This window comes from Sphingomonas sp. (assembly GCF_019746015.1).
GTDB lineage: Bacteria > Pseudomonadota > Alphaproteobacteria > Sphingomonadales > Sphingomonadaceae > Sphingomonas.
Genome location: NZ_JAIESM010000064.1, coordinates 1 through 18,669, shown reverse-complemented (window position 1 = coordinate 18,669; position 18,669 = coordinate 1). Strand labels below are relative to the sequence as shown.

Genomic DNA, 18,669 nt, shown 5'->3' with positions numbered 1-18,669 from the left:
CCGCAGCGGCGCTTGCCCAGGCGCGGCCCGTCCCCGCCGCCGCGCCGCCGCCGCCGCAACCTCAACCGCTGCGCATTGTCGTCGCGCGCGCCGCGCCGATGGTGGCGGTGCGCCGGGTAGTGCCGCCGCTGCAGATCGTCGTGGCCAGCCAGCCGCCGCTGGTGCCCGCGCTTTCCGCCCGGCCGCTGCTGGAGATGCGGGTGGCGAGCGCAGCGCCGATGGTGCCGGTGGTGCGCGCCGGCGTGATGCAGGTGCGGCCGGGCTTTGGCGCGCTGGCGGCCGATTTCGTGCCGCCGCCTGCGCCCCGGCCGGCGCCGGCTATCGCCACGGCAAAGCCGCCCGCGACCACGCCCGCACCCACACCCGCACCCGCACCGGCGCCGGTAACGACCGCGCCCAAGCCGGCCCCGCCGCCGCCCGCTGCCGTTGCCACCGCCAAGCCCGCGCGCGCGCCCAAGCCCCGCACCGCGCCGGCCGATGCGGTGCTCGATCAGCTGATCGCCGAACTCGGCACCGCGCCAATGCCGTCCCCGAAGAAGCCCGCGCCCGACCCCAAGGCGAAGGACAAAAAGGCCGAGGACGCAGACCCTAAGGCAAAGGGCAAGGGCAAGAAGCCCGATCCGGCGCGCGACAATCCGCCGCGCATCTGGGTGCAGGTGGCCGGCGGCGCGAGCGAGCGCGATCTGGCGCGCGCCTGGGCGGCGGTGAAGGCCAAGGCGCCCGCCGCGCTCAAAGGCCGGCAGGGCTATACCACGCCGTTGCGGCTGACCAACCGGGTGCTGACCGGCCCGTTCAAGACCGAGGATGAGGCGCAGGATTTCGTCAACCTGCTCGCGCGGTCGGGCGTCAGCGCGTTCGTCTTCACCAGCGACGCCGGGCAGAAGGTCGACCGGCTGCCCGCGCCATGAGCGTGCGCGCGAGCTATGCGGCCGACCCGGCGGCGAGCCGGGGGCGCGCCCATGCCGAGGAACAGGCAACGCCGCGCGGGCCGCGCGACGCCTTCCAGCGCGACCGTGACCGCATCATCCACTCGATCAGCTTTCGCCGGCTGCGCCACAAGACGCAGGTGTTCATCGCGCCCGATGGCGACCATTTCCGCGTCCGGCTGACCCACAGCCTGGAAGTGGCACAGATCGGCCGGACGGTGGCGCGCGAGCTGGGCCTGAACGAAGACCTGACCGAGGCCCTGTGCCTGGCGCATGACATTGGCCACCCGCCCTTTGGCCATGCCGGCGAAGATGCGCTGAAGGCCGCGCTCGCCGGGCAGGGTGGCTTTTGCCACAATGGCCATACGCTGCGTGCGCTGATGGTGGTGGAGCGGCCCTATCCGCGTTTCGACGGGCTCAACCTCAGCTGGGAAACGCTGGAAGGCCTCGCCAAGCATAACGGCCCGGTGGCAGAGCCCGGCTGGGCGCTGGCGGCGGCCGATGCCAGCTTTGCGCTCGATCTTGCCCGCTGGCCCTCGCTGGAGGCGCAGGTGGCGGCGATTGCCGACGACATCGCCTATGACAATCACGACATTGACGACGGGCTGCGCGCCGGGTTGCTGCGCCTGGACGAGCTGATGGAGGTGCCGCTGGTCGCGCGGCTCTGGGCATTGGTGCGCGCGCGCTTTCCCGGCCTGCCCGACGAACGGCTGGTGCCCGAGCTGATCCGCACCCAGATCGGCGTGATGGTGCGCGACCTGATCGACGAGTCGCGCCGCCGGATCGCGGCCGCGGGCGTGGCGACGCTCGCCGATGTCCATGCCGCAGGCGTGCCGCTGATCGGCTTTTCCGACGCGATGCGCGAGGAAGAGCGCACGCTGAAACGCTTCATGTATCGCACGCTTTACCACCATCCGCGCCAGCTGGCGGCGGCGGATGCGGCGCGCGGCATCGTCGCGGCGCTGTTTGCCGCCTATGTGGACGAACCGGCGCACATGGGCGCGAACTGGGCGGCAGGCCTGCCCGCCGACCCGCCCTGGCGCGGGCGCCACATTGCCGATTACATTGCCGGCATGACCGATCGCTACGCGATCCGCGCCTATCGCGCGCTGGTCGGGCCGATCGACCTGCCCGAGGGTTTTTGACGCCGCCCTGACAAACTTCTGCGACAGGCGCAGTGTACACACATCGCTATCGGGGTCGTTTGGAGGATGCCGTGGTGGATGCCAAGTCGGCGGCGACTATCGCCTTAAACCGCTTCGGGCTGGGTGCCCGGCCGGATCAGCCGGTGCCGGACAATCCGAAAGCCTGGCTGCTCGACCAGTTTGCCCGGTTCGAGGCGAAACCGGCCGCGATTGCCGCGGTACCCGGGCGGACGGAGGTGGCCGCGCAGCTTGCCGATTATCTGGTGCGGCTGCGCCCCTTCCTGCGGCAACAGGCACAGGCCGGCCCGCGTGCGATGGCGCAGGTCGCCCCGCCGGCGATGGCGCCCGAGATGCAGGGCGGCGCGGCAAAGCCGGCCGAGGCGCCCGATCCGGTGCGCGACGCGCGCCGCTTTGCCGGGCAGCAGGGACGCAACAATTATGTCACCCAGGTCGGCGCGCGCGCGACCACGGCGCTACTCACCGACACGCCCTTTGTCGAGCGGCTGGTGCATTTCTGGGCCAATCATTTTGCGGTGTCGGCCGACAAGCTGACCGTGGTCGGCCTGTCTGGCCTGCTCGAGTTCGAGGCGATCCGCCCGCATGTGCTGGGCAGGTTCGGCGACATGCTGAACGCGGTCGAGCGGCACCCGGCGATGCTGCTCTATCTCGATCAGGCCGCCTCGATCGGGCCGGACAGTATGCTGGCGACGCGCGCAGCACGCTTTGCCCCCAAGCGCAAGCTGGGCCTGAACGAAAATCTGGCGCGCGAGATTCTGGAACTGCACACACTCGGCGTGCGCACCGGCTATAGCCAGGCGGACGTTACCGAATTTGCCCGCGCGCTGACCGGGTGGACGGTGACGGGCCTGGCCAATGGCCCCCTGGCGCGCGCGATCGGCGCCGACGGCACGCCCGGCGATTTCGTGTTTGCCGATGCCATTCACCAGCCCGGCGAGCGCAGCATCATGGGCCGCCGCTATGCCCAGCAGGGCGTGGCGCAGGGGCAGGCGGTGCTTAACGATCTGGCAGTGCACCCCGCCACCGCCACCCATATCGCCACCAAGCTCGCGCGCCATTTCGCCGGAGACACACCCCCGCCGGCAATGGTGCAGCGGCTGGAGGCGGCCTTTTTGCGCTCGGGCGGCGACCTGCCCAGCGTCTATCGCGCGCTGGTCGACTCGCGGGAGGCGTGGGTGGCGGCCCCGGTCAAGTTCCGCACGCCCTGGGAATGGGGGATGGCGGCAGTGCGCGCGACCGGCGCGCGCCAGCTGCCCGCCGCCAATGTCGCCGGGCTGATGACGCAGCTGGGCCAGCCGGTATGGCGCCCGGGCTCACCCGCCGGGTGGGACGATCTGTCGGGCAGCTGGGCGGGGCCGGACGCGGTGATGCGCCGGGTGGAAGCGGCCCAGCGCATGGCCGCGCGGGTGGCCGAACTGGTCGATGCGCGCGCGCTTGCCCCCAAACTCTTTCCCGCCGCCGTCAGCGAGCAGACCAGCCGGGTGCTGGCCAACGCCGACAGTGGCCAGCAGGCGCTGGCGCTGCTGCTCGTTGCGCCCGAAATGATGCGGAGATGACCGATGCTTGATCGCCGTTCCTTCCTGCTGTCGGGCGCGACCGCCGGGGTCGCGCTGGGCCTTGCGCCGCGCCTAGCCTTTGCCCGCGCCGCGACCGATCAGCGTTTCGTCTTCATCATCCAGCGTGGCGCGGCCGACGGGCTGGGCACGCTGGCGCCGGTCGGCGATCCGGGCTTTGCCGGCGCGCGCGGGATGCTCGCCGATGATTTCGCCGCCGCGCCCCGCATCGACGGCATGTTCGCGCTGCACCCGGCGCTGAAGACGGTCGGTGCGCTTTACGGCCAGCGCCAGGCGCTGTTCGCGCATGCCATTGCCTCGCCCTATCGCGACCGCAGCCATTTTGACGGGCAGAATGTGCTCGAGACGGGCACCGCGCTTGCCTATCAGGCCAAGGATGGCTGGCTCAACCGGCTGCTCAGCCAGCTGCCGCCGGGCCAGGCGCGCGCGATCGCGGTGGCGGTCACCGTGCCGATGGCGCTGCGCGGCGCGAATGACGTTGCCTCCTATGCGCCCTCGGCGCTGCCCGATGCCGATCAGGACCTGATCCAGCGCGTCGCCATGCTCTATCAGGGCGATGCGCAGCTGAATGCGCTATGGCGCGACGCGGTCGGCACGCGCAAGCTCGCTGGCGAAGTGGGCGGCGACATGGGCGGTGCGGGTGGCGCCGGCGGGCGCAATGGCGGCGCGGCAACCGGCGCGCTCGCCGCCAAGCTGCTCGCCGCGCCCGATGGCGCGCGCATCGCGATGATCGAGACGACCGGGTGGGACACCCACGCCCAGCAGCGCGGCCGGCTGACCGCGCAGCTGGGCGGGCTGGACGCGATGATCGGCGCGCTGAAGGACGGGCTGGGGCCGCTCTGGGCGAATACCATGGTGCTGGTCGCCACCGAATTCGGGCGGACGGTGGCGCTGAACGGCACCGGCGGCACCGACCATGGCACGGCCGCCTGCGCAATGCTGCTGGGCGGCGCGGTGAAGGGCGGGCGCGTGCTGGCCGACTGGCCGGGGCTGGCGCCGGCCGCACTTTATGAAGGCCGCGACCTGAAGCCGACCACGCAGCTCGACGCGTTCATTGCCGGGGCGCTGGCGGCGCATTTCGGGCTCGATCCGGCGCGGCTGATGCCGGCGCTGTTCCCCGGCGCAAACGGCGCCCGCCCGATCACCGGGCTGGTGTAGCGCGCGCCACCCCGGTTGAGGCAGCGCGCGCCGGGTTCAGCTCAGCATTTGCCGAAGGTCTTCGTCACCACGACATGGCCGGCAACGCTGATGGTTACCTTCACGCCGGTGGGGATGCCCCAATGGGTGCAGATGCTGAGGCACGCCTGCGCCGCCGTGCCGCTGGGCAGGCTGACCGGCACGCTGATGCACTTCTTGCCCACGATCGGCAGGTTGAGGCAGATCTGGTGGCCCTGCACGGTCACGCTGATGCACTGGGCAAGGACCGAATATTCTTCCGCCGCGAACACCGGGCCGTGGTCGCCGGTGTCGCGCGCATAAATGGCCCGGGCCAGCTCGCCATCGGCCTTTACGGCGTCCAGCGCTTCCTCGATCTTCGCCTTGTCGAACTCGTGATAGGTTGTCATGGCACCATCTCCCAATGCCCCGTGATCGGGGCAGGGGAGTGGTGAAATCTGGCTTCGATATCAGCAAGTTAAACCGGATTAACTGCATCCGTTGCGGCCGCAGTTCCAACCGTTTTGGCGGCGATTATTTCAGCCGGGGCGGCGGCGCCTTGCCCAGTTCCATCATCAGCCGGGTGAGCAGATAAAGGCGCGGGGTGACCGAGGCGAGGGTGATCGTCTCGCGTTCCGAATGGGCGCCCTGGTTGATCGGCCCCAGCCCGTCGATCGCGGGAATGCCGCCTTCATAGGCCAGCGCCGATTCCGACGCGCCGCCATTGCCGCCGCGCCCCAGCGTCATGCCGATTTCGCCGTACAGCCGCCCGGCCAGATCGGCCAATGCCTCCGTCCCCGGGTTGGTGGGCAGCGGCGGGAAGCTGTCCTCGCGCTTCACGCTCACCCTGGTGTCGGGGACCAGGGTGGTCTCGGCATTGCGCTTCAGCAGCGCTTCCACCTCGGCGCCCTGCTGCTTGGTGCGCAGGCGCACGTTCAGGGTCGCGTGCGCATCCTCGGGGATGATGTTGTAGCGCGCGCCGCCCTGGATCAGCGTCAGGTTGCTGGTCAGCCCGTCGCCGCTCTTGGGCAGGCCGTCGGCCAGCAGCAGCTGGTGGATCAGCTCGCTTGCGGCATTGCGCCCTTCCTGCGGGGCGACGCCGGCATGGGCGGGGCGGCCCTTCACGCTGATTTCGAACGCGCTCGATCCCTTGCGCCACACGGTCACCGCGTCGCCGGGCTGGCCGGGTTCCAGATTCAGCTCGACATCGGCCTGCTGCACCAGTTCGGCGATCAGCTTGCGGGTGCCGGGCGAGCCGCGCTCCTCGCTGGTTTCAATGAGGAAGGTGATCTGCGCGAAATCGTCGAATTTCAGCTGCTTCAGCAGCTTGATCGCCATGATGCCCTGCACCACGCCGCCCTTTTCATCGCCGACGCCGGGGCCATAGGCATAGGTCTCGTCCATGCGGAACGGGCGCTTGGCGGCGGTGCCGGGCTCGAACACGGTGTCGCTGTGCCCGATCAGCAGCAGCCGGCCCTTGCCGCGCCCTTTCAGCGTGGCGACCAGATTGTCGGGCAGGCCGGGCGCTTCCGCCGGCACGAAGCGCACCTCCATGCCCAGCCCGCGCAGAATATCGCCCAGCATCGCCTGGACCTTGGGGCCGGTGTCCATATTGCCGGTGCCTGAATCGATGTTGACCAGCTTTTCCAGCAGCGCGAGCTGCTCGGCGCGCAGCCCCTCGGCCCCCTGCCACACCGCGCCCGCCTTTCCCTTTGCCGCATCGCGCGGGGCGGCAAGGGCGGCGCCCGGCAGGCACAGGGCAAGGGCGGTCGCGATTATCAGGCTGGGGCGCATGTCATTCTCCGTGTCAGCAACGGCTGTACGATTTCACGCGCGCGCGCCGCTGTCCAGCGCACAGCAATTGTTTAGCCATCCCAACCAGATCGGCATTTGACCGGTGCCGCCGCCCGGCCTAGGCCACGGCGATAATGGCGCAGGGCGTGCAAACAGGGCTCCTCCGGGCAATTGCCGCTTATGCGATCTGGGGGCTGTTGCCGCTTTATTTCCTGCCGCTGCGCGCGGTTGATCCGGGGGAGGTGGTGGCAGCGCGCATTCTGGGCTCGGTGGTGCTGCTGCTGGGGCTCGGCGTGGCGCTGGGGCGCACCGGGCGGCTGCGCGCGGCGCTCACCACGCCGCGCGTGCTGGCGGCGCTGACGGCCAGCGCGCTGCTCATTTCGATCAACTGGCTGGGCTATATCTGGGCGGTGCAGCACCGGCATGTGCTGGAGGCGAGCCTGGGCTATTTCCTCAACCCGCTGGTCAGCATGGTGCTGGGCGTTGCCTTTCTGGGTGAGCGGCTGACCCGGCTGCAGCTGGCGGCAGTCGCGCTGGCGGTGGCGGGGGTTGCCGTGCTGGCCAGCGGTGCCGCGTTGGCCGGTCTGTGGATCAGCCTGACACTCGCCATCTCGTTCGGGCTCTATGGCCTGGTGCGCAAGCTGACACCGGTCGACGCGCTAGAGGGGCTGGCGGTGGAAACGCTGCTGCTGGCACCGGCCAGCGCGGGCTATATATGGTGGCTGGCGCAGGGCGACCGGTTGTCGTTCGGTAGCGGCGGCGTGGTGACCGGCTTTCTGCTGGCCGGCGGCGTGGTGACGGCGATTCCGCTGCTGCTGTTCGCGGCGGCCGCGCGCGTGCTGCGGCTGACGACGATGGGCGTGCTGCAATATCTGGCGCCCAGCCTGCAATTTGCGGTTGCCGTGCTGCTGCTGGGCGAGCGGCTGACGCTGGCGCATCTGATCTGCTTTTCGCTGATCTGGGCGGGCCTGGCGCTTTATGTGGTGAGCGCCACGCGGCGCGCGGCCTAGCATAAGCGCGGCAGCGGCGCTAAGCGCGCTGGCCATGACGCTCTATTCACGCTTTGCCGCGCAGGTCGATGCCGCGCTCGATGCCCTGGTCGCCGAGGGGATGATTCCCGCCGACCTCGACCGCCAGGCCGTGACCGTCGAGCCGCCGCGTGACGCCAGCCATGGCGACCTGGCCACCAATGCCGCGATGGTGCTGGCCAAGCGCGCGGGCGTGCAGCCGCGCGTGCTGGCCGAGGCGATTGGCGCGCGGCTGAGGGCGCTGGGCGATGTGGCGGGCGTTGCGGTCGCCGGCCCCGGCTTCATCAACCTGACCCTGACCGAGCAGGCCTGGCGCGACGAGCTGCGCGCGATTGCCACCGCCGGCAGCGCCTATGGCCGGGTGGTGCGCGCCGAGGCATCGGTCGTGAATGTCGAATATGTCTCCGCCAATCCCACCGGCCCCATGCATATGGGCCATTGCCGGGGCGCGGTGGTGGGCGACGCGCTCGCCAGCCTGCTCGAATGGGCCGGGCACAAGGTGGTGCGCGAATATTATGTCAACGATGCCGGCGGGCAGGTGGATGTGCTCGCCCGCTCGGTCCATCTGCGCTACCGCGAGGCGCTGGGCGAGACGATCACCATCCCCGAGGGGCTGTACCCCGGCGATTATCTGGTGCCGGTGGGGCAGGCGCTCGCCGCCGACTTTGGCGATCGTTACGTCGCCGCGCCCGAAAACGACTGGCTGGCGCTGTTCCGCACCCGCGCGGTTGACGCGATGATGGCGATGATCCGCGCCGATCTGGCGCTGCTGGGCATTCATCACGACGTGTTCTCGTCCGAAGCCGCGCTCCAGGCCGCCGGCAAGCCCGAAGCGGCCGAGGCCGATCTGCGCGCGCGGGGCCTGGTCTATGACGGGATGCTGGAAGCGCCCAAGGGCGAAACGCCCGAGGATTGGGAACCGGTGATGCTGCCGCTGTTCCGCTCCACGCACTTTGGCGATGATCAGGACCGGCCGATCAAGAAGTCGACCGGGCAATGGACCTATTTCGGCGCCGATCTCGCTTATCATTACCAGAAGGCGCAGAGCGCCGACGCGCTGATCGACATCTGGGGCGCGGACCATGCCGGCACCGTCAAGCGCATTCAGGCGGCAGTCGCCGCGCTCACCGGCGGCAAGACGCGCTTCGACGTGAAGCTCGTCCAGATGGTGCGCCTGCTGCGCGGCGGCGAGCCGGTCAAAATGTCCAAACGCGCCGGCAATTTCGTGACGCTGGCCGATGTGGTGAACGAGGTCGGCAAGGATGTGGTGCGCTTCACCATGCTGACCCGCAAGGCCGATGCGCAGATGGACTTCGACTTTGCCAAGGTGGTGGAAGCGTCGAAGGACAATCCCGTCTTCTATGTGCAATATGCCCATGCGCGGATGTGCTCGCTGGGCCGCAAGGCTGCCGAGGCCGGGATCAGCGCGGCGGGTGCCGATCTGGCCCTGCTCGATGCCGAGGATCTGGCGCTGGTGAAGCGCGCCGCGCAGTTCCCCCGCCTGGTCGAAACCGCGGCCGCCGCGCGCGAGCCGCACCGGGTGGCCTTTTATCTTTATGACCTGGCAGCGGAATTTCATGCCGCCTGGAATGTGGGCAATGACCGGCCCGACCGGCGATTCCTGATTTCGGACAATCCCGCGCTCACCGCCGCGCGACTTTTCCTTGCCGATGCGTTAAGGCAGATCATCCGCAATGGCTTGGCCATCATCGGGGTGGAGGCTGTCGAGGAGTTGAATTGATGGCGACGGTGAGTGAGGCGTTGGCAGACGAAGACCGGCTGCCCTGGCTGGAAACGGTGGACGAGGATTATGATGATCGTCCCTCGTTCGGGCGCATCATGCTGTTCGTGCTCGGCGGGCTGGCGGTTATCGCGGGGCTGATCTTTGCGGCCTACAGCGTCCAGCGCCAGGCGGCGCGCCCGGCCGAGGGCGGCGGCGAACTGATCGCGGCCCCTGCGGGCGATTACAAGGTGAAGCCGGACAGCCCCGGCGGCGTGAAGGTGGCGGGTGAGGGCGATGCCGCGATGGCGACCAGCCAGGGCAAGGGGCCGACCAAGGGCAAGATCGACCTGAAGCAGATGTCTGAAGCGCCGCTGGTCATGCCCGGCAAGGGCGTGATGCCGGGCGCGGCGGGCGGATCGGTGGTGCAGCTGGGCTCGTTCCCCACCCAGTCGGCGGCGATGGGGGCGTGGACGCGCCAGTCCAAGCGCTTTGCCTATCTCGCCGGGCTCGGCCACCAGGTGCTGCAGGCGCAGGTCGGCGGCGCCACCTTCTACCGGTTGCGCGTGAATGCCGGCAGCGCGAGCGCCGCGACCGAGCTGTGCGCCAAACTGAAACTGGCGGGTGAGCCCTGCTTCATCGCCCGGCAATGACGCGATGAAGCCGGTGATTTTCGGGCTGGCCGGCCCGGTGATGCTGGCCAGCGAGGCCGATTTTTTCCGCGACGCGGCACCGGCCGGCTTCATCCTGTTCAAGCGCAACTGCGAAAACCGCGCACAGCTGCGCGCGTTGACCGACAGTTTGCGCGCGCTGACCGGGCGGGACGATCTGCCCATCCTGATCGACCAGGAAGGCGGGCGCGTGGCGCGGATGCAGCCGGCCGAATGGCCCGCCTTTCCCGCCGGCCCGGCCTTTGACGCACTGTATGACGTGGCGCCGATGTCCGCGATCGAAGCGGCGCGCGCCAATGCCCAGGCGATCGCGCTGATGCTGGCCGAGGTCGGCATCACCGTGAACTGCCTGCCGCTGCTCGATATTGCCCAGCCGAACACGACCGAGGCGATCAGCACCCGCACCTTGGGTCATGAGCCGCAGCGGGTGGCGGCGATGGGCCGCGCGGTGCTCGACGGGCTGGCGCGCGGCGGTGTGGTCGGCGTGGTGAAGCACATGCCCGGCCATGGCCGCGCCGAACTCGACACGCATTACAGCCTGCCCACCGTCACTGCGACCGAGGAGGCGCTGGCGATCGATCTCGCCCCGTTCCAGGCGCTGCGCGACGCGCCGATGGGGATGACGTCGCACATCGTGTTCCAGGCGTGGGATGACCGGCCGGCGACGCTCTCCCCGGTCATCATCAACGACATCATCAGGGGCCGCATCGGCTTTGACGGCCTGTTGATGACCGATGATATCGACATGAAGGCGCTGTCGGGCACGGCGGGCGAAAAGGCCGCCGGGGCGGTTGCCGCCGGGTGCGACCTGGTGCTCGACTGCTGGGCGCGGATGGACGAGATGGTTGAGATTGCCGGGCGGATCGGCGATATCGCCCCCGCCTCGCGCGCCCGGCTCGACCGAGCAATGGCAACGCTGCGCCCGCCTCAGGGCGACGCCGCCGAACTCGCCGCCAAACGCGACGCACTGCTCGCAGCTGTGCCGGCCTGACCGGCGCGACGCTTTCGCTGCCGGGCGGCTTGTGATTAGATGCACGAGCGATGACTGCCGATGCTGACACGCTGACCATCGATATCGACGGCTGGGAAGGGCCGCTCGACCTGTTGCTGGCGCTGGCGCGCACGCAGAAGGTCGATCTGCGCGAGCTGTCGATCCTGAAGCTGGTCGAGCAATATCTGGCCTTTGTCGACCAGGCGCAGGCGCTGAAGCTGGAAGTGGCGGCCGATTATCTGGTGATGGCGGCATGGCTCGCTTACCTGAAATCCGCGCTGCTGCTGCCGCGCGACCCGGAGCAGGAGCCGGACCCCGAAGAACTCGCGCTGCGGCTCCAGCTGCGGCTCGAACGGTTGAGCGCGATGCGCGAGGCCGGTGCCCGGCTGATGGCGCGCGACCGGCTGGGGCGGGACATTTTCGTCCGCGTCGCGCCCGAAGGGCTGCGCACCATCCGCAAGGCCGCGTGGCAGGCGGACCTTTATGACCTGATCGCCGCCTATGGCCGGGTGAATGCGCGCACGCGCCCGGTGATGCACATCGTCGCCAACCGCCCGGTGATGACGCTGGAAACCGCGCTGGAACGGCTGGGCGACATGCTGGGCCTGGCGCCCGACTGGCGGATGCTGCAGGCGTTTCTGCCGCCCGGTGCCGAGGGCGGCTATCGCCGCTCGGCGCTCGCCTCCTCCTTCGTTGCCGCGCTGGAACTGGCCCGGCTGGGCCGCGCCGAACTGCGCCAGGAAGCGCCGTTCGCGCCGCTGTATCTGAGGCCGCCGGCATGACCGACGCCTTCACCCGCGCGGTGGAAGCGGTGCTGTTCGCTGCGGACGCGCCGCTCTCGATCGAGGCGATCCGCGCGCATGCAGGCGAGGGCGATGTGCGCGCGGCCCTTGCCGAGATTGCCGCCCATCACCAGGGGCGCGGCATCGAACTGGTGCGGCGCGGCGACCGCTGGCATTTCCAGACCGCCGCCGACCTCGCCCACCTGCTCCGCCGCGACCGCGAGGAGCCACGCAAGCTGAGCCGCGCCGGCGTGGAGACGCTGGCCATCATCGCCTATCACGAACCGGTCACCCGCGCCGAGATCGAAGCGATTCGCGGCGTGCAGATCTCCAAGGGCACGCTCGACGTGCTGATGGAGGCGGGCTGGGTGCGCCCGGCCGGCCGGCGCGAGGTGCCGGGCCGCCCGCTGACCTATGCGACGACGCCCGAATTCCTCGTCCATTTCAACCTGGCCAGCCGGCGCGACCTGCCCGGCATCGACGATCTGCGCGCCGCCGGGCTGCTCGATCCGGTCGATCTCGCAATCGAACGCGTTGAGGTGGCAAAGGACGATGAAGACGCCTAAATAGGGGGCGTTAGAGGAGATTGGTGATGGGTGGTTTCAGCCTGATGCATTGGCTGCTGTTTGGCGGCGTGGCGATATTGGTGCTGGGGGGCGGGCGCTTCTCGGCAATGATGGGCGACGTGGCCAAGGGCGTGAAGCAGTTCAAAAAGGGCCTTGCCGAAGAGGATGAGGCAAAGCCGGCCGCGCGGATTGACGGCAAGGCCGAGGGCGAGCCCGCCGCCAAGGACGGCTAAGTCCGCCGGCATGTTCGATATCGCTCCGTCCGAACTGCTGCTGGTCGCGATCGTCGCGCTGGTGGTGATCGGCCCCAAGGACCTGCCCAAGGTGATGCGCGTCGTCGGTTACTGGACCGGCAAGGCGCGCGGCGCCATGCGCCAGTTCCGCGACGGTTTCGACGCGATGGTGCGCGAGGCGGAACTGAAGGAGCTGGAGGCGAAATGGGCCGCCGAAAATGAGCGCATCATGCGCCAGTTTCCCGCAACCGAACCCGCGATGCTGCCACTGGCCGACAGTGCGGTGAGCGACACGCCCGCCCTGGTGCCCCAGCCCGCGCTGAAGGGCGCGCCCAGCGACGACGAGATTGCCGCCGCCGAAGGCGTACCGCCGGTGCCGCCGGCCCCGCTGCCATGACCGACGAACGCGACGAGATCGAGGCATCGCGCGCGCCGCTGCTGGACCATCTGGTCGAGCTGCGCCGGCGGCTGATCTATTGCGTGGTCGCGGTGCTGGTGGCGTTTTTCGGCTGCTTCTTCTTCGCGCGCGACATTCTGCAGATTCTGGTCCACCCGCTGGTGGCCGCCGGGCAGAAGGAAATCATCAATACCGACGTGTTCGGCGGCTTTTTCGTGCAGGTGAAGGTGGCGCTGTTCGCCGGCATGATGATCGGCTCGCCGGTGATCGCCAACCAGCTGTGGCAGTTTGTCGCGCCCGGGCTTTACGGTCGCGAAAAGCGCGCGCTGCTGCCCTTCCTGTTTGCAACGCCGGTGCTGTTCTCCGCGGGGGCGGCGATGGCCTATTTCATCGCGGTGCCGATCGCGCTCAAATTCCTGCTGGGTTTTCAGGGCGATCTGGGCGGGGTGGAGCAGCGCGCGCTGCCCGATGTGAACAATTATCTGGGCTTCATCATGCAGTTCATGTTCGGCTTTGGCGTGTCGTTCCTGCTGCCGATCCTGCTGATGCTGCTGGAGCGGGCCGGCATCGTTACCCGGCGCCAGCTGACCGGCTTTCGCCGCTATGCGATCGTGCTGGCGTTCGGCATTGCCGCGCTGCTGACGCCGCCCGACATCGGCTCGCAGCTGTTGCTCGCGATTCCGCTGATCATCCTCTACGAGCTGGGCATTATCGGCATCTGGCTCACCGAGCGGCGGCGCAAGCCGGCCGAGGCTGCGGCCGAATAGAAGGGCCGAATAGGCTGGCCGAACAAGGCTGCGTCCGAAAAATCTGGCCCGGCAAAAATCAGGCCCGGACGTGCAACCAGGGGGGGCGGGGTTACACGTCCGGACCTTTTGGACTGGATGGCGCGAGCGGGGGCAAGAACACCATCCGGGTCGCTCAACGCCGGGTGCGCGGCGATGGTTCCCGCGCCCGCGATGATTTTTTCAGCCAGGCGCGATCGTGGCGATGCTGATCTCATAGACGCCGGCTAGCGGCTCATGCTCCAGCTTGCTGCGCAGCTGGCGGGCAAGGCCGTCGATGACCCGCGCATAACGCTCGGCGAGCAGCGTGCGCAGTCGGTCGCTATCGACGAACATCGGCGCGCTGACGCGCAGCTGGGCGCGGCCGCCCGCGCCATCGGCCGGCGCGGTGATCGGCGCAAGCGCGATGGTGATCGCCCCGCCCCCGGCGCTGCCCAGCCCCATCGCCATTTCAATCAGCTCGGTCAGCAGAAAGGCAACCGCGATCGCCACGTCCTGCGTGGTGCTGATGCTGGCCAGTTCCAGCGACAGGTTGAGATTGGCATCGGCCGGCGCGGTTGCCCGCATATTGGCGGCAAGGTCTGCAATCACCGCGCGCAGCGACACCGCGCCATGATCGGCGAGTTCTGCAAAATGGTGGCGGTGGACCACCGCCAGCGCATCGACCCGCCGCTGGATGGAGGCATAGGCGGTGTGTGCATCCGCGCTGGCCGCACCGCGGGCGTGAAGATTGATAAGACTGGCAATGATTTGCAGGTTGTTCTTCACGCGGTGATGCACCTCGCGCGTCAGCCGCGTCTGGCGAGTCAGGCTGTCTGCCAGGTCCGCCTCATGCGCGACGACGGTGGCGCTCAGCGCGCGGAAGGTCTCGCCCAGCTCGCGCAGTTCCTGTGCGGGTGCGTCGCGCACCGTCTCCGCAGCGATCAGCGTGCCGGGGCGATAGGCCGCCACTTCGCCCCCCAGCGCGCGCATCGGCCGGATCAGCAGCCGGTCGACCACGAACCATCCGATGCCGGCCGCCGCCGCCCACATCAGCAGCGGCAGCAGCATCGAGACGATGGCGGGCGCGGTGAGCGGCGCGGCGCGGATGCTCATGGTGAGCGACAGCCGGTCGATGCCCACCGGCACGGTCAGCGATTCCAGCCGGCCGAGCGCCCCCACGTCGGGCAGCGATTCCAGCACCAGTTCTTCACGGTGGACAGTCAGCCGCGCGCTATAGGCGGGGGTGAAGCTGGTCGGCCGGGCAATGTCGGCCAGCGCGGCGACCGGGAATGTCGCGACCGCGCGCAGCCTTTTGCCCGGCGCATCGATGCCCAGCACCAGCGCGCGCCCCGGCTCGATGCCGGCGACGACCTGATCGGGTGGCCCACGCCAGTCGAGCGTCGCAGCGGGCAGCGGCGGCACCCCGCACAGCACCTGCCCCGCCTGGTTGAAAATGGTGAAGCGCACCGCCTGCGACAGGCGGTCGGCAAACACGCTTTTCAGCCGCGCGCAATTGGGGGCATCGGCCGGGTCTGCATCCAGCGCGCCGATCGCCACGCGCAGCGCGGTCATGTCGCCCACCAGTTCGATGGCGAGCGCTCGCGCGCTTTCGGTGGCGCCCAGCCGCAGCCGCGCCCGTGTTTCGGTGTCGGTGATGCGATTGGCCTGGAGTGCTGCAGAAATGCCGATCAGCGCCAGCGGCAGCAGCGCGATGCTCAGGATCAGGAACAGCCTGGCGCCGGTGGGCAGGGTGGCGCGCAGGCGCGCTGGCGCGGTTACTTCTGCCGCATCAGCCTGCGCGGCCATGATCCCTCGTCAATCGAGCTTGCTCAGCAGGTCGAGCATTTCCGGCGGAATCGCTTCATTGGCCGCTGCCTGATAGATCAGCCGCAGCGCAGCGCCCATGTCGCCATCCAGCGCCGCTGCCCCACTCTGGGCGGGCTCGTCGCCGGTTTCGATTGGCGGTGGGGTTTGGGGGCTCAACAACCAGGTCCTCGATGCAGCAACAGCGTTAGACGACTCGATAACAGTTCAACTGATCGGCCCGACCGCTCCGGCATGGCGCGAAGGCCAATTTACACAAGGTCCATGAAACCAAACAGCGGCTCGATAGTTCCGCTTTTCATCACAAAAACGCAATCGGCATTGCACCATATCGGGCAAGGTGATTGCAACGCCCTGCTGCGAGGCTCACACTCGCAGCAGGGCGCGACTGGGAGACGCTGCGACGATGCCGCTGGGACAACAACTCGCACCCTATGTGCCGTTTCTGCGCCGTTATGCCCGCGCGCTCACGGGTAGCCAGGTGGAGGGAGACGGCAGGGTGCGTGCCGCGCTCGAGCTGATCGTCTCCGATCCCGATTCGTTCCCGCGTTCGGTCGATCCCCGGCTGGGGCTGTACCGGGTGTTCCAGTCGGTGCTCGCAGCCGCCACCGCCATTCAGCAGGCCGCGCCCGCCGAGAGCGAGCAGGTGGCGCGGGTGCGCCTTGCCCGCATTGCGCCGCGCTCCCGCCAGGCATTGCTGCTGACCGCGATGGAGCGTTTCGCGCCGGAGGACGCGGCCTATCTGCTCGACATCAGCCCTGCCGAGCTTGAGGCACTGGTGGCCGAGGCGCTGGCCGAGATCGACCGGCAGACCCGCGCGCGCGTGTTGATCATCGAGGATGAGCCGATCATCGCGATGGATATCGAAAGCCTGGTACGCGATATGGGGCATGAGGTGACCGGCGTGGCCGTGACGCGCGACGAGGCGGTGGCTTTTGCGCATGACGACCGGCCGGGGCTGGTGCTGGCTGACATCCAGCTGGCGGACGACAGCTCGGGCATCGACGCGGTGCGCGACATTCTGGCCGAATTTCACGTGCCGGTGATCTTCATCACCGCCTTTCCCGAGCGGCTGCTGACCGGCGAGCGGCCTGAGCCTACCTTCCTCATTACCAAGCCGTTCCAGCGGCAGACGGTGAAAACCGCAATCAGCCAGGCGTTGTTTTTTGACCAGTCCACCCTGCCTGTCGTCTGAACCCCCGGAGCATGCGGAAAGCGGGCCGGCATGACCATGGTCGATTCACCCGTCGCAGAGCCGCCAAAGGCGCTGTCCGACGCGGCGTTCAAGGTTGAGCTGGCCGCGCTGATCCCGCAGCTGCGCGCGTTCGGCCGCTCGCTTTCGGGCAGCCGCGACCTAGCCGACGATCTGGTGCAGGAAACGCTGCTGAAGGCCTGGGCGGCGCGCGCGCGCTTCCACGCCGGCACCAACATGCGCGCCTGGACCTTCATCATCCTGCGCAACCTCTATCTCTCGCAATTGCGCCGCGCGCGCTTTCGCGGCGAGTGGGACGATCTGGCGGCGGAGCGGTCGCTCGCCGCGCCTGCCGGGCAGGACAAGCATATCGAGCTGGCCGACATGCAGCGCGCGCTGCTGCTGCTGCCCCCGGCGCAGCGCGAGGCGCTGATCCTGGTCGGCGCGGGCGGCTTTGCCTATGAGGAAGCGGCCGAAATCTGCGGCGTGGCCGTCGGCACGATCAAGAGCCGGGTCGCGCGCGGGCGCACCGCGCTGGAGGCATTGCTGGCCGGTGGCGCGCTGCCGCCGCGCAGTGGCGAACCGCCGGCAACGCAGTCGCCGATCGAAGCGATATTGAGCCAGGTCGATGCCCTGACCCGCGATGGGTGAACGACGCCGCGGATCAGCGCGGCATAGGGGCCTGATCGATGCGGTGCAGGATCGCCGCCAGCGGCTCCGGCACGCCCGTCTCCACTGGAAACGCCGCCGCCAGCGCTGCCGCCACGCCGTCCAGCGCGGGCGCCGGCACTGGCCCCTGGGCGGAGAGGGAAGGCGCCGCTTTTGGCGGTGCAGCTGCCATCAAGATGGTCGACATAAGGGTGCTAACGCCCTAATTCCCATTTGGTTGCATCGGTCTGGCGCATCTGCCGCGCGGGGATGACATGGCAAACAATCCACATGGCTGATGCCATTATCGCGCATGATCTGACCGATGCGCTGGCCCGGGCGCGGGCGCATTCCCCTTTTCTGACGCTGGCGATGGAGCGTGAACCAGCGCTGGCGGCGGCGCTGGCAAGCGGCGTGCTGCCCGATTTCGCCGCGCTGCGCGTGGCCGACAGTGCCGTGCCGCTGGCGACGCGGCTGCGCATCGAGCGGCGCCGGCTGGCGCTGGCGGTGGCGATCGGCGATCTGTCCGGCCGGATGAGCCTGGCCGAGGTAACGGCGGCGCTCAGCGACTTCGCCGATTACGCGCTGAACGCCGCGATTGCCGGCGCGATTGCCGAGCGGACGCCGGATGCCGAGCCCGTCGGCTTCACCGCGATTGCGCTGGGCAAGCAGGGCAGCCACGAGCTAAACTATTCGTCGGACATCGACCCGATCCTGCTGTTCGACCCCGCCACCCTGCCGCGTCGCCCGCGCGAGGCGCCGGAGGAAGCAGCGGTGCGGATCGGCCGCCGCGTCGTCCAGCTGCTGCAGGAGCGCGATGGCGACGGCTATGTGCTGCGCGTCGATCTGCGGTTGCGCCCGAGCCCGGAAGTGACGCCGATCGTACTGCCGGCGGAAGCGGCAATCTCCCACTATGAATCGGCGGCGATGCCGTGGGAGCGTGCCGCTTTCATCCGTGCCCGCGCCGCCGCTGGTGACATTGCGCTGGGTGAACGGTTCCTGGCCGCGATCCAGCCCTTCATCTGGCGGCGCGGGCTGGATTTCGGCGCGGTGCGCGAGATCCGCTCGATCTCGTCGCGCATCCGCGATCATTATACGCAGGGGCAGGCGCTGGGGCCGGGCTATGACCTGAAGCGCGGGCGCGGCGGCATTCGCGAATGCGAGTTTTTCGCGCAGATTCACCAGCTGATCCATGGCGGGCGTGACCGGGCCGTGCGCGTGCCCGCCACCGTCGATGC

Annotated in this window: 20 protein-coding genes and 1 pseudogene; 16 read left to right on the top strand and 5 right to left on the bottom strand. The window is 69.0% G+C overall.

Going from position 1 to position 18,669, the window contains the following annotated elements:
• From K2Y03_RS09385 to K2Y03_RS09370, 4 genes are all read left to right on the top strand, one after another.
• Window positions 1-908 (top strand): SPOR domain-containing protein (locus tag K2Y03_RS09385; RefSeq protein ID WP_294090315.1); only part of this gene is annotated, 908 nt, incomplete at its 5' end.
• On the top strand, window positions 905-2,071 hold the full coding sequence (locus tag K2Y03_RS09380) for a deoxyguanosinetriphosphate triphosphohydrolase (protein WP_294090314.1): 1,167 nt from the start codon (window positions 905-907) through the stop codon (window positions 2,069-2,071). The genes K2Y03_RS09385 and K2Y03_RS09380, both read left to right, overlap by 4 nt.
• Before the next feature lie 32 nt (window positions 2,072-2,103).
• Window positions 2,104-3,645, top strand: a complete 1,542-nt coding sequence (locus tag K2Y03_RS09375; protein WP_294090312.1) for a DUF1800 domain-containing protein — start codon at window positions 2,104-2,106, stop codon at window positions 3,643-3,645.
• Window positions 3,646-3,648: 3 nt separating this feature from the next.
• Window positions 3,649-4,821, top strand: a complete 1,173-nt coding sequence (locus tag K2Y03_RS09370) for a DUF1501 domain-containing protein (protein WP_294090311.1) — start codon at window positions 3,649-3,651, stop codon at window positions 4,819-4,821.
• A gap of 41 nt (window positions 4,822-4,862) precedes the next feature.
• Here the strand turns inward: K2Y03_RS09370 and K2Y03_RS09365 are convergent, their stop codons facing one another.
• Entirely contained in the window at window positions 4,863-5,228 is a 366-nt protein-coding gene (locus K2Y03_RS09365; protein WP_294090309.1) for a hypothetical protein, read from the bottom strand.
• A gap of 124 nt (window positions 5,229-5,352) precedes the next feature.
• Complete coding sequence (locus tag K2Y03_RS09360; RefSeq protein WP_294090307.1) at window positions 5,353-6,612, bottom strand: glutamate carboxypeptidase; 1,260 nt, start codon at window positions 6,610-6,612, stop codon at window positions 5,353-5,355.
• A gap of 146 nt (window positions 6,613-6,758) precedes the next feature.
• On the opposite strand from K2Y03_RS09360, the gene rarD reads away from it, so the two are divergent.
• The 9 genes from rarD to tatC are packed head-to-tail and all read left to right on the top strand — an operon-like array spanning window position 6,759 to window position 13,767.
• Complete coding sequence (gene rarD / locus K2Y03_RS09355) at window positions 6,759-7,622, top strand: EamA family transporter RarD (RefSeq protein WP_294090305.1); 864 nt, start codon at window positions 6,759-6,761, stop codon at window positions 7,620-7,622.
• Between the two features lie 34 nt (window positions 7,623-7,656).
• The gene (gene argS / locus K2Y03_RS09350; RefSeq protein ID WP_294090303.1) at window positions 7,657-9,381 is read left to right on the top strand and encodes an arginine--tRNA ligase; all 1,725 of its coding nucleotides are present in this window, start codon (window positions 7,657-7,659) and stop codon (window positions 9,379-9,381) included.
• A complete protein-coding gene (locus K2Y03_RS09345) occupies window positions 9,381-10,013 on the top strand; it encodes an SPOR domain-containing protein (RefSeq protein ID WP_294090301.1) in 633 nt (210 codons plus the stop codon). The genes argS and K2Y03_RS09345 overlap by 1 nt, the downstream gene beginning before the upstream one ends.
• Window positions 10,014-10,017: 4 nt before the next feature.
• Entirely contained in the window at window positions 10,018-11,022 is a 1,005-nt protein-coding gene (gene nagZ / locus K2Y03_RS09340; RefSeq protein ID WP_294090299.1) for a beta-N-acetylhexosaminidase, read from the top strand.
• A 50-nt stretch (window positions 11,023-11,072) separates the two neighbouring features.
• The gene (locus K2Y03_RS09335; protein WP_294090298.1) at window positions 11,073-11,804 is read left to right on the top strand and encodes a ScpA family protein; all 732 of its coding nucleotides are present in this window, start codon (window positions 11,073-11,075) and stop codon (window positions 11,802-11,804) included.
• A complete protein-coding gene (gene scpB, locus K2Y03_RS09330) occupies window positions 11,801-12,370 on the top strand; it encodes an SMC-Scp complex subunit ScpB (RefSeq protein ID WP_294090296.1) in 570 nt (189 codons plus the stop codon). Before K2Y03_RS09335 ends, scpB begins: the two co-directional genes overlap by 4 nt.
• Before the next feature lie 26 nt (window positions 12,371-12,396).
• Window positions 12,397-12,603, top strand: coding sequence for a Sec-independent protein translocase TatA (locus tag K2Y03_RS09325; RefSeq protein WP_294090294.1), 207 nt, complete (start codon window positions 12,397-12,399; stop codon window positions 12,601-12,603).
• 10 nt (window positions 12,604-12,613) lie between these two features.
• A complete protein-coding gene (tatB, locus tag K2Y03_RS09320) occupies window positions 12,614-13,000 on the top strand; it encodes a Sec-independent protein translocase protein TatB (protein ID WP_294090292.1) in 387 nt (128 codons plus the stop codon).
• Window positions 12,997-13,767, top strand: coding sequence for a twin-arginine translocase subunit TatC (gene tatC, locus K2Y03_RS09315; protein ID WP_294090289.1), 771 nt, complete (start codon window positions 12,997-12,999; stop codon window positions 13,765-13,767). The genes tatB and tatC overlap by 4 nt, the downstream gene beginning before the upstream one ends.
• Window positions 13,768-13,968: 201 nt before the next feature.
• Here tatC and K2Y03_RS09310 read toward each other — a convergent pair whose 3' ends face one another.
• Both K2Y03_RS09310 and K2Y03_RS09305 read right to left on the bottom strand, forming a co-directional pair.
• On the bottom strand, window positions 13,969-15,573 hold the full coding sequence (locus tag K2Y03_RS09310) for a histidine kinase dimerization/phosphoacceptor domain -containing protein (protein ID WP_294090286.1): 1,605 nt from the start codon (window positions 15,571-15,573) through the stop codon (window positions 13,969-13,971).
• Between the two features lie 9 nt (window positions 15,574-15,582).
• A complete protein-coding gene (locus K2Y03_RS09305; RefSeq protein ID WP_294090284.1) occupies window positions 15,583-15,750 on the bottom strand; it encodes a hypothetical protein in 168 nt (55 codons plus the stop codon).
• 247 nt (window positions 15,751-15,997) lie between these two features.
• Here K2Y03_RS09305 and K2Y03_RS09300 point away from each other — a divergent pair, with 247 nt between their 5' ends.
• Window positions 15,998-16,786 (top strand): response regulator, encoded by a 789-nt coding sequence (locus tag K2Y03_RS09300; protein WP_294090282.1) that lies wholly within the window; start codon window positions 15,998-16,000, stop codon window positions 16,784-16,786.
• A 30-nt stretch (window positions 16,787-16,816) separates the two neighbouring features.
• Window positions 16,817-17,434, top strand: a complete 618-nt coding sequence (locus tag K2Y03_RS09295; protein ID WP_294090280.1) for a sigma-70 family RNA polymerase sigma factor — start codon at window positions 16,817-16,819, stop codon at window positions 17,432-17,434.
• A gap of 13 nt (window positions 17,435-17,447) precedes the next feature.
• On the opposite strand, the gene K2Y03_RS09290 is transcribed toward K2Y03_RS09295, so the two are convergent.
• Window positions 17,448-17,639: a hypothetical protein gene (locus K2Y03_RS09290; RefSeq protein WP_294090277.1), complete on the bottom strand. Its 192-nt coding sequence runs from the start codon at window positions 17,637-17,639 to the stop codon at window positions 17,448-17,450.
• Between the two features lie 83 nt (window positions 17,640-17,722).
• Between K2Y03_RS09290 and K2Y03_RS09285 the strand changes: the two are divergent.
• Window positions 17,723-18,669 (top strand): annotated as a pseudogene (locus tag K2Y03_RS09285) (glutamine-synthetase adenylyltransferase); the annotation flags it as partial.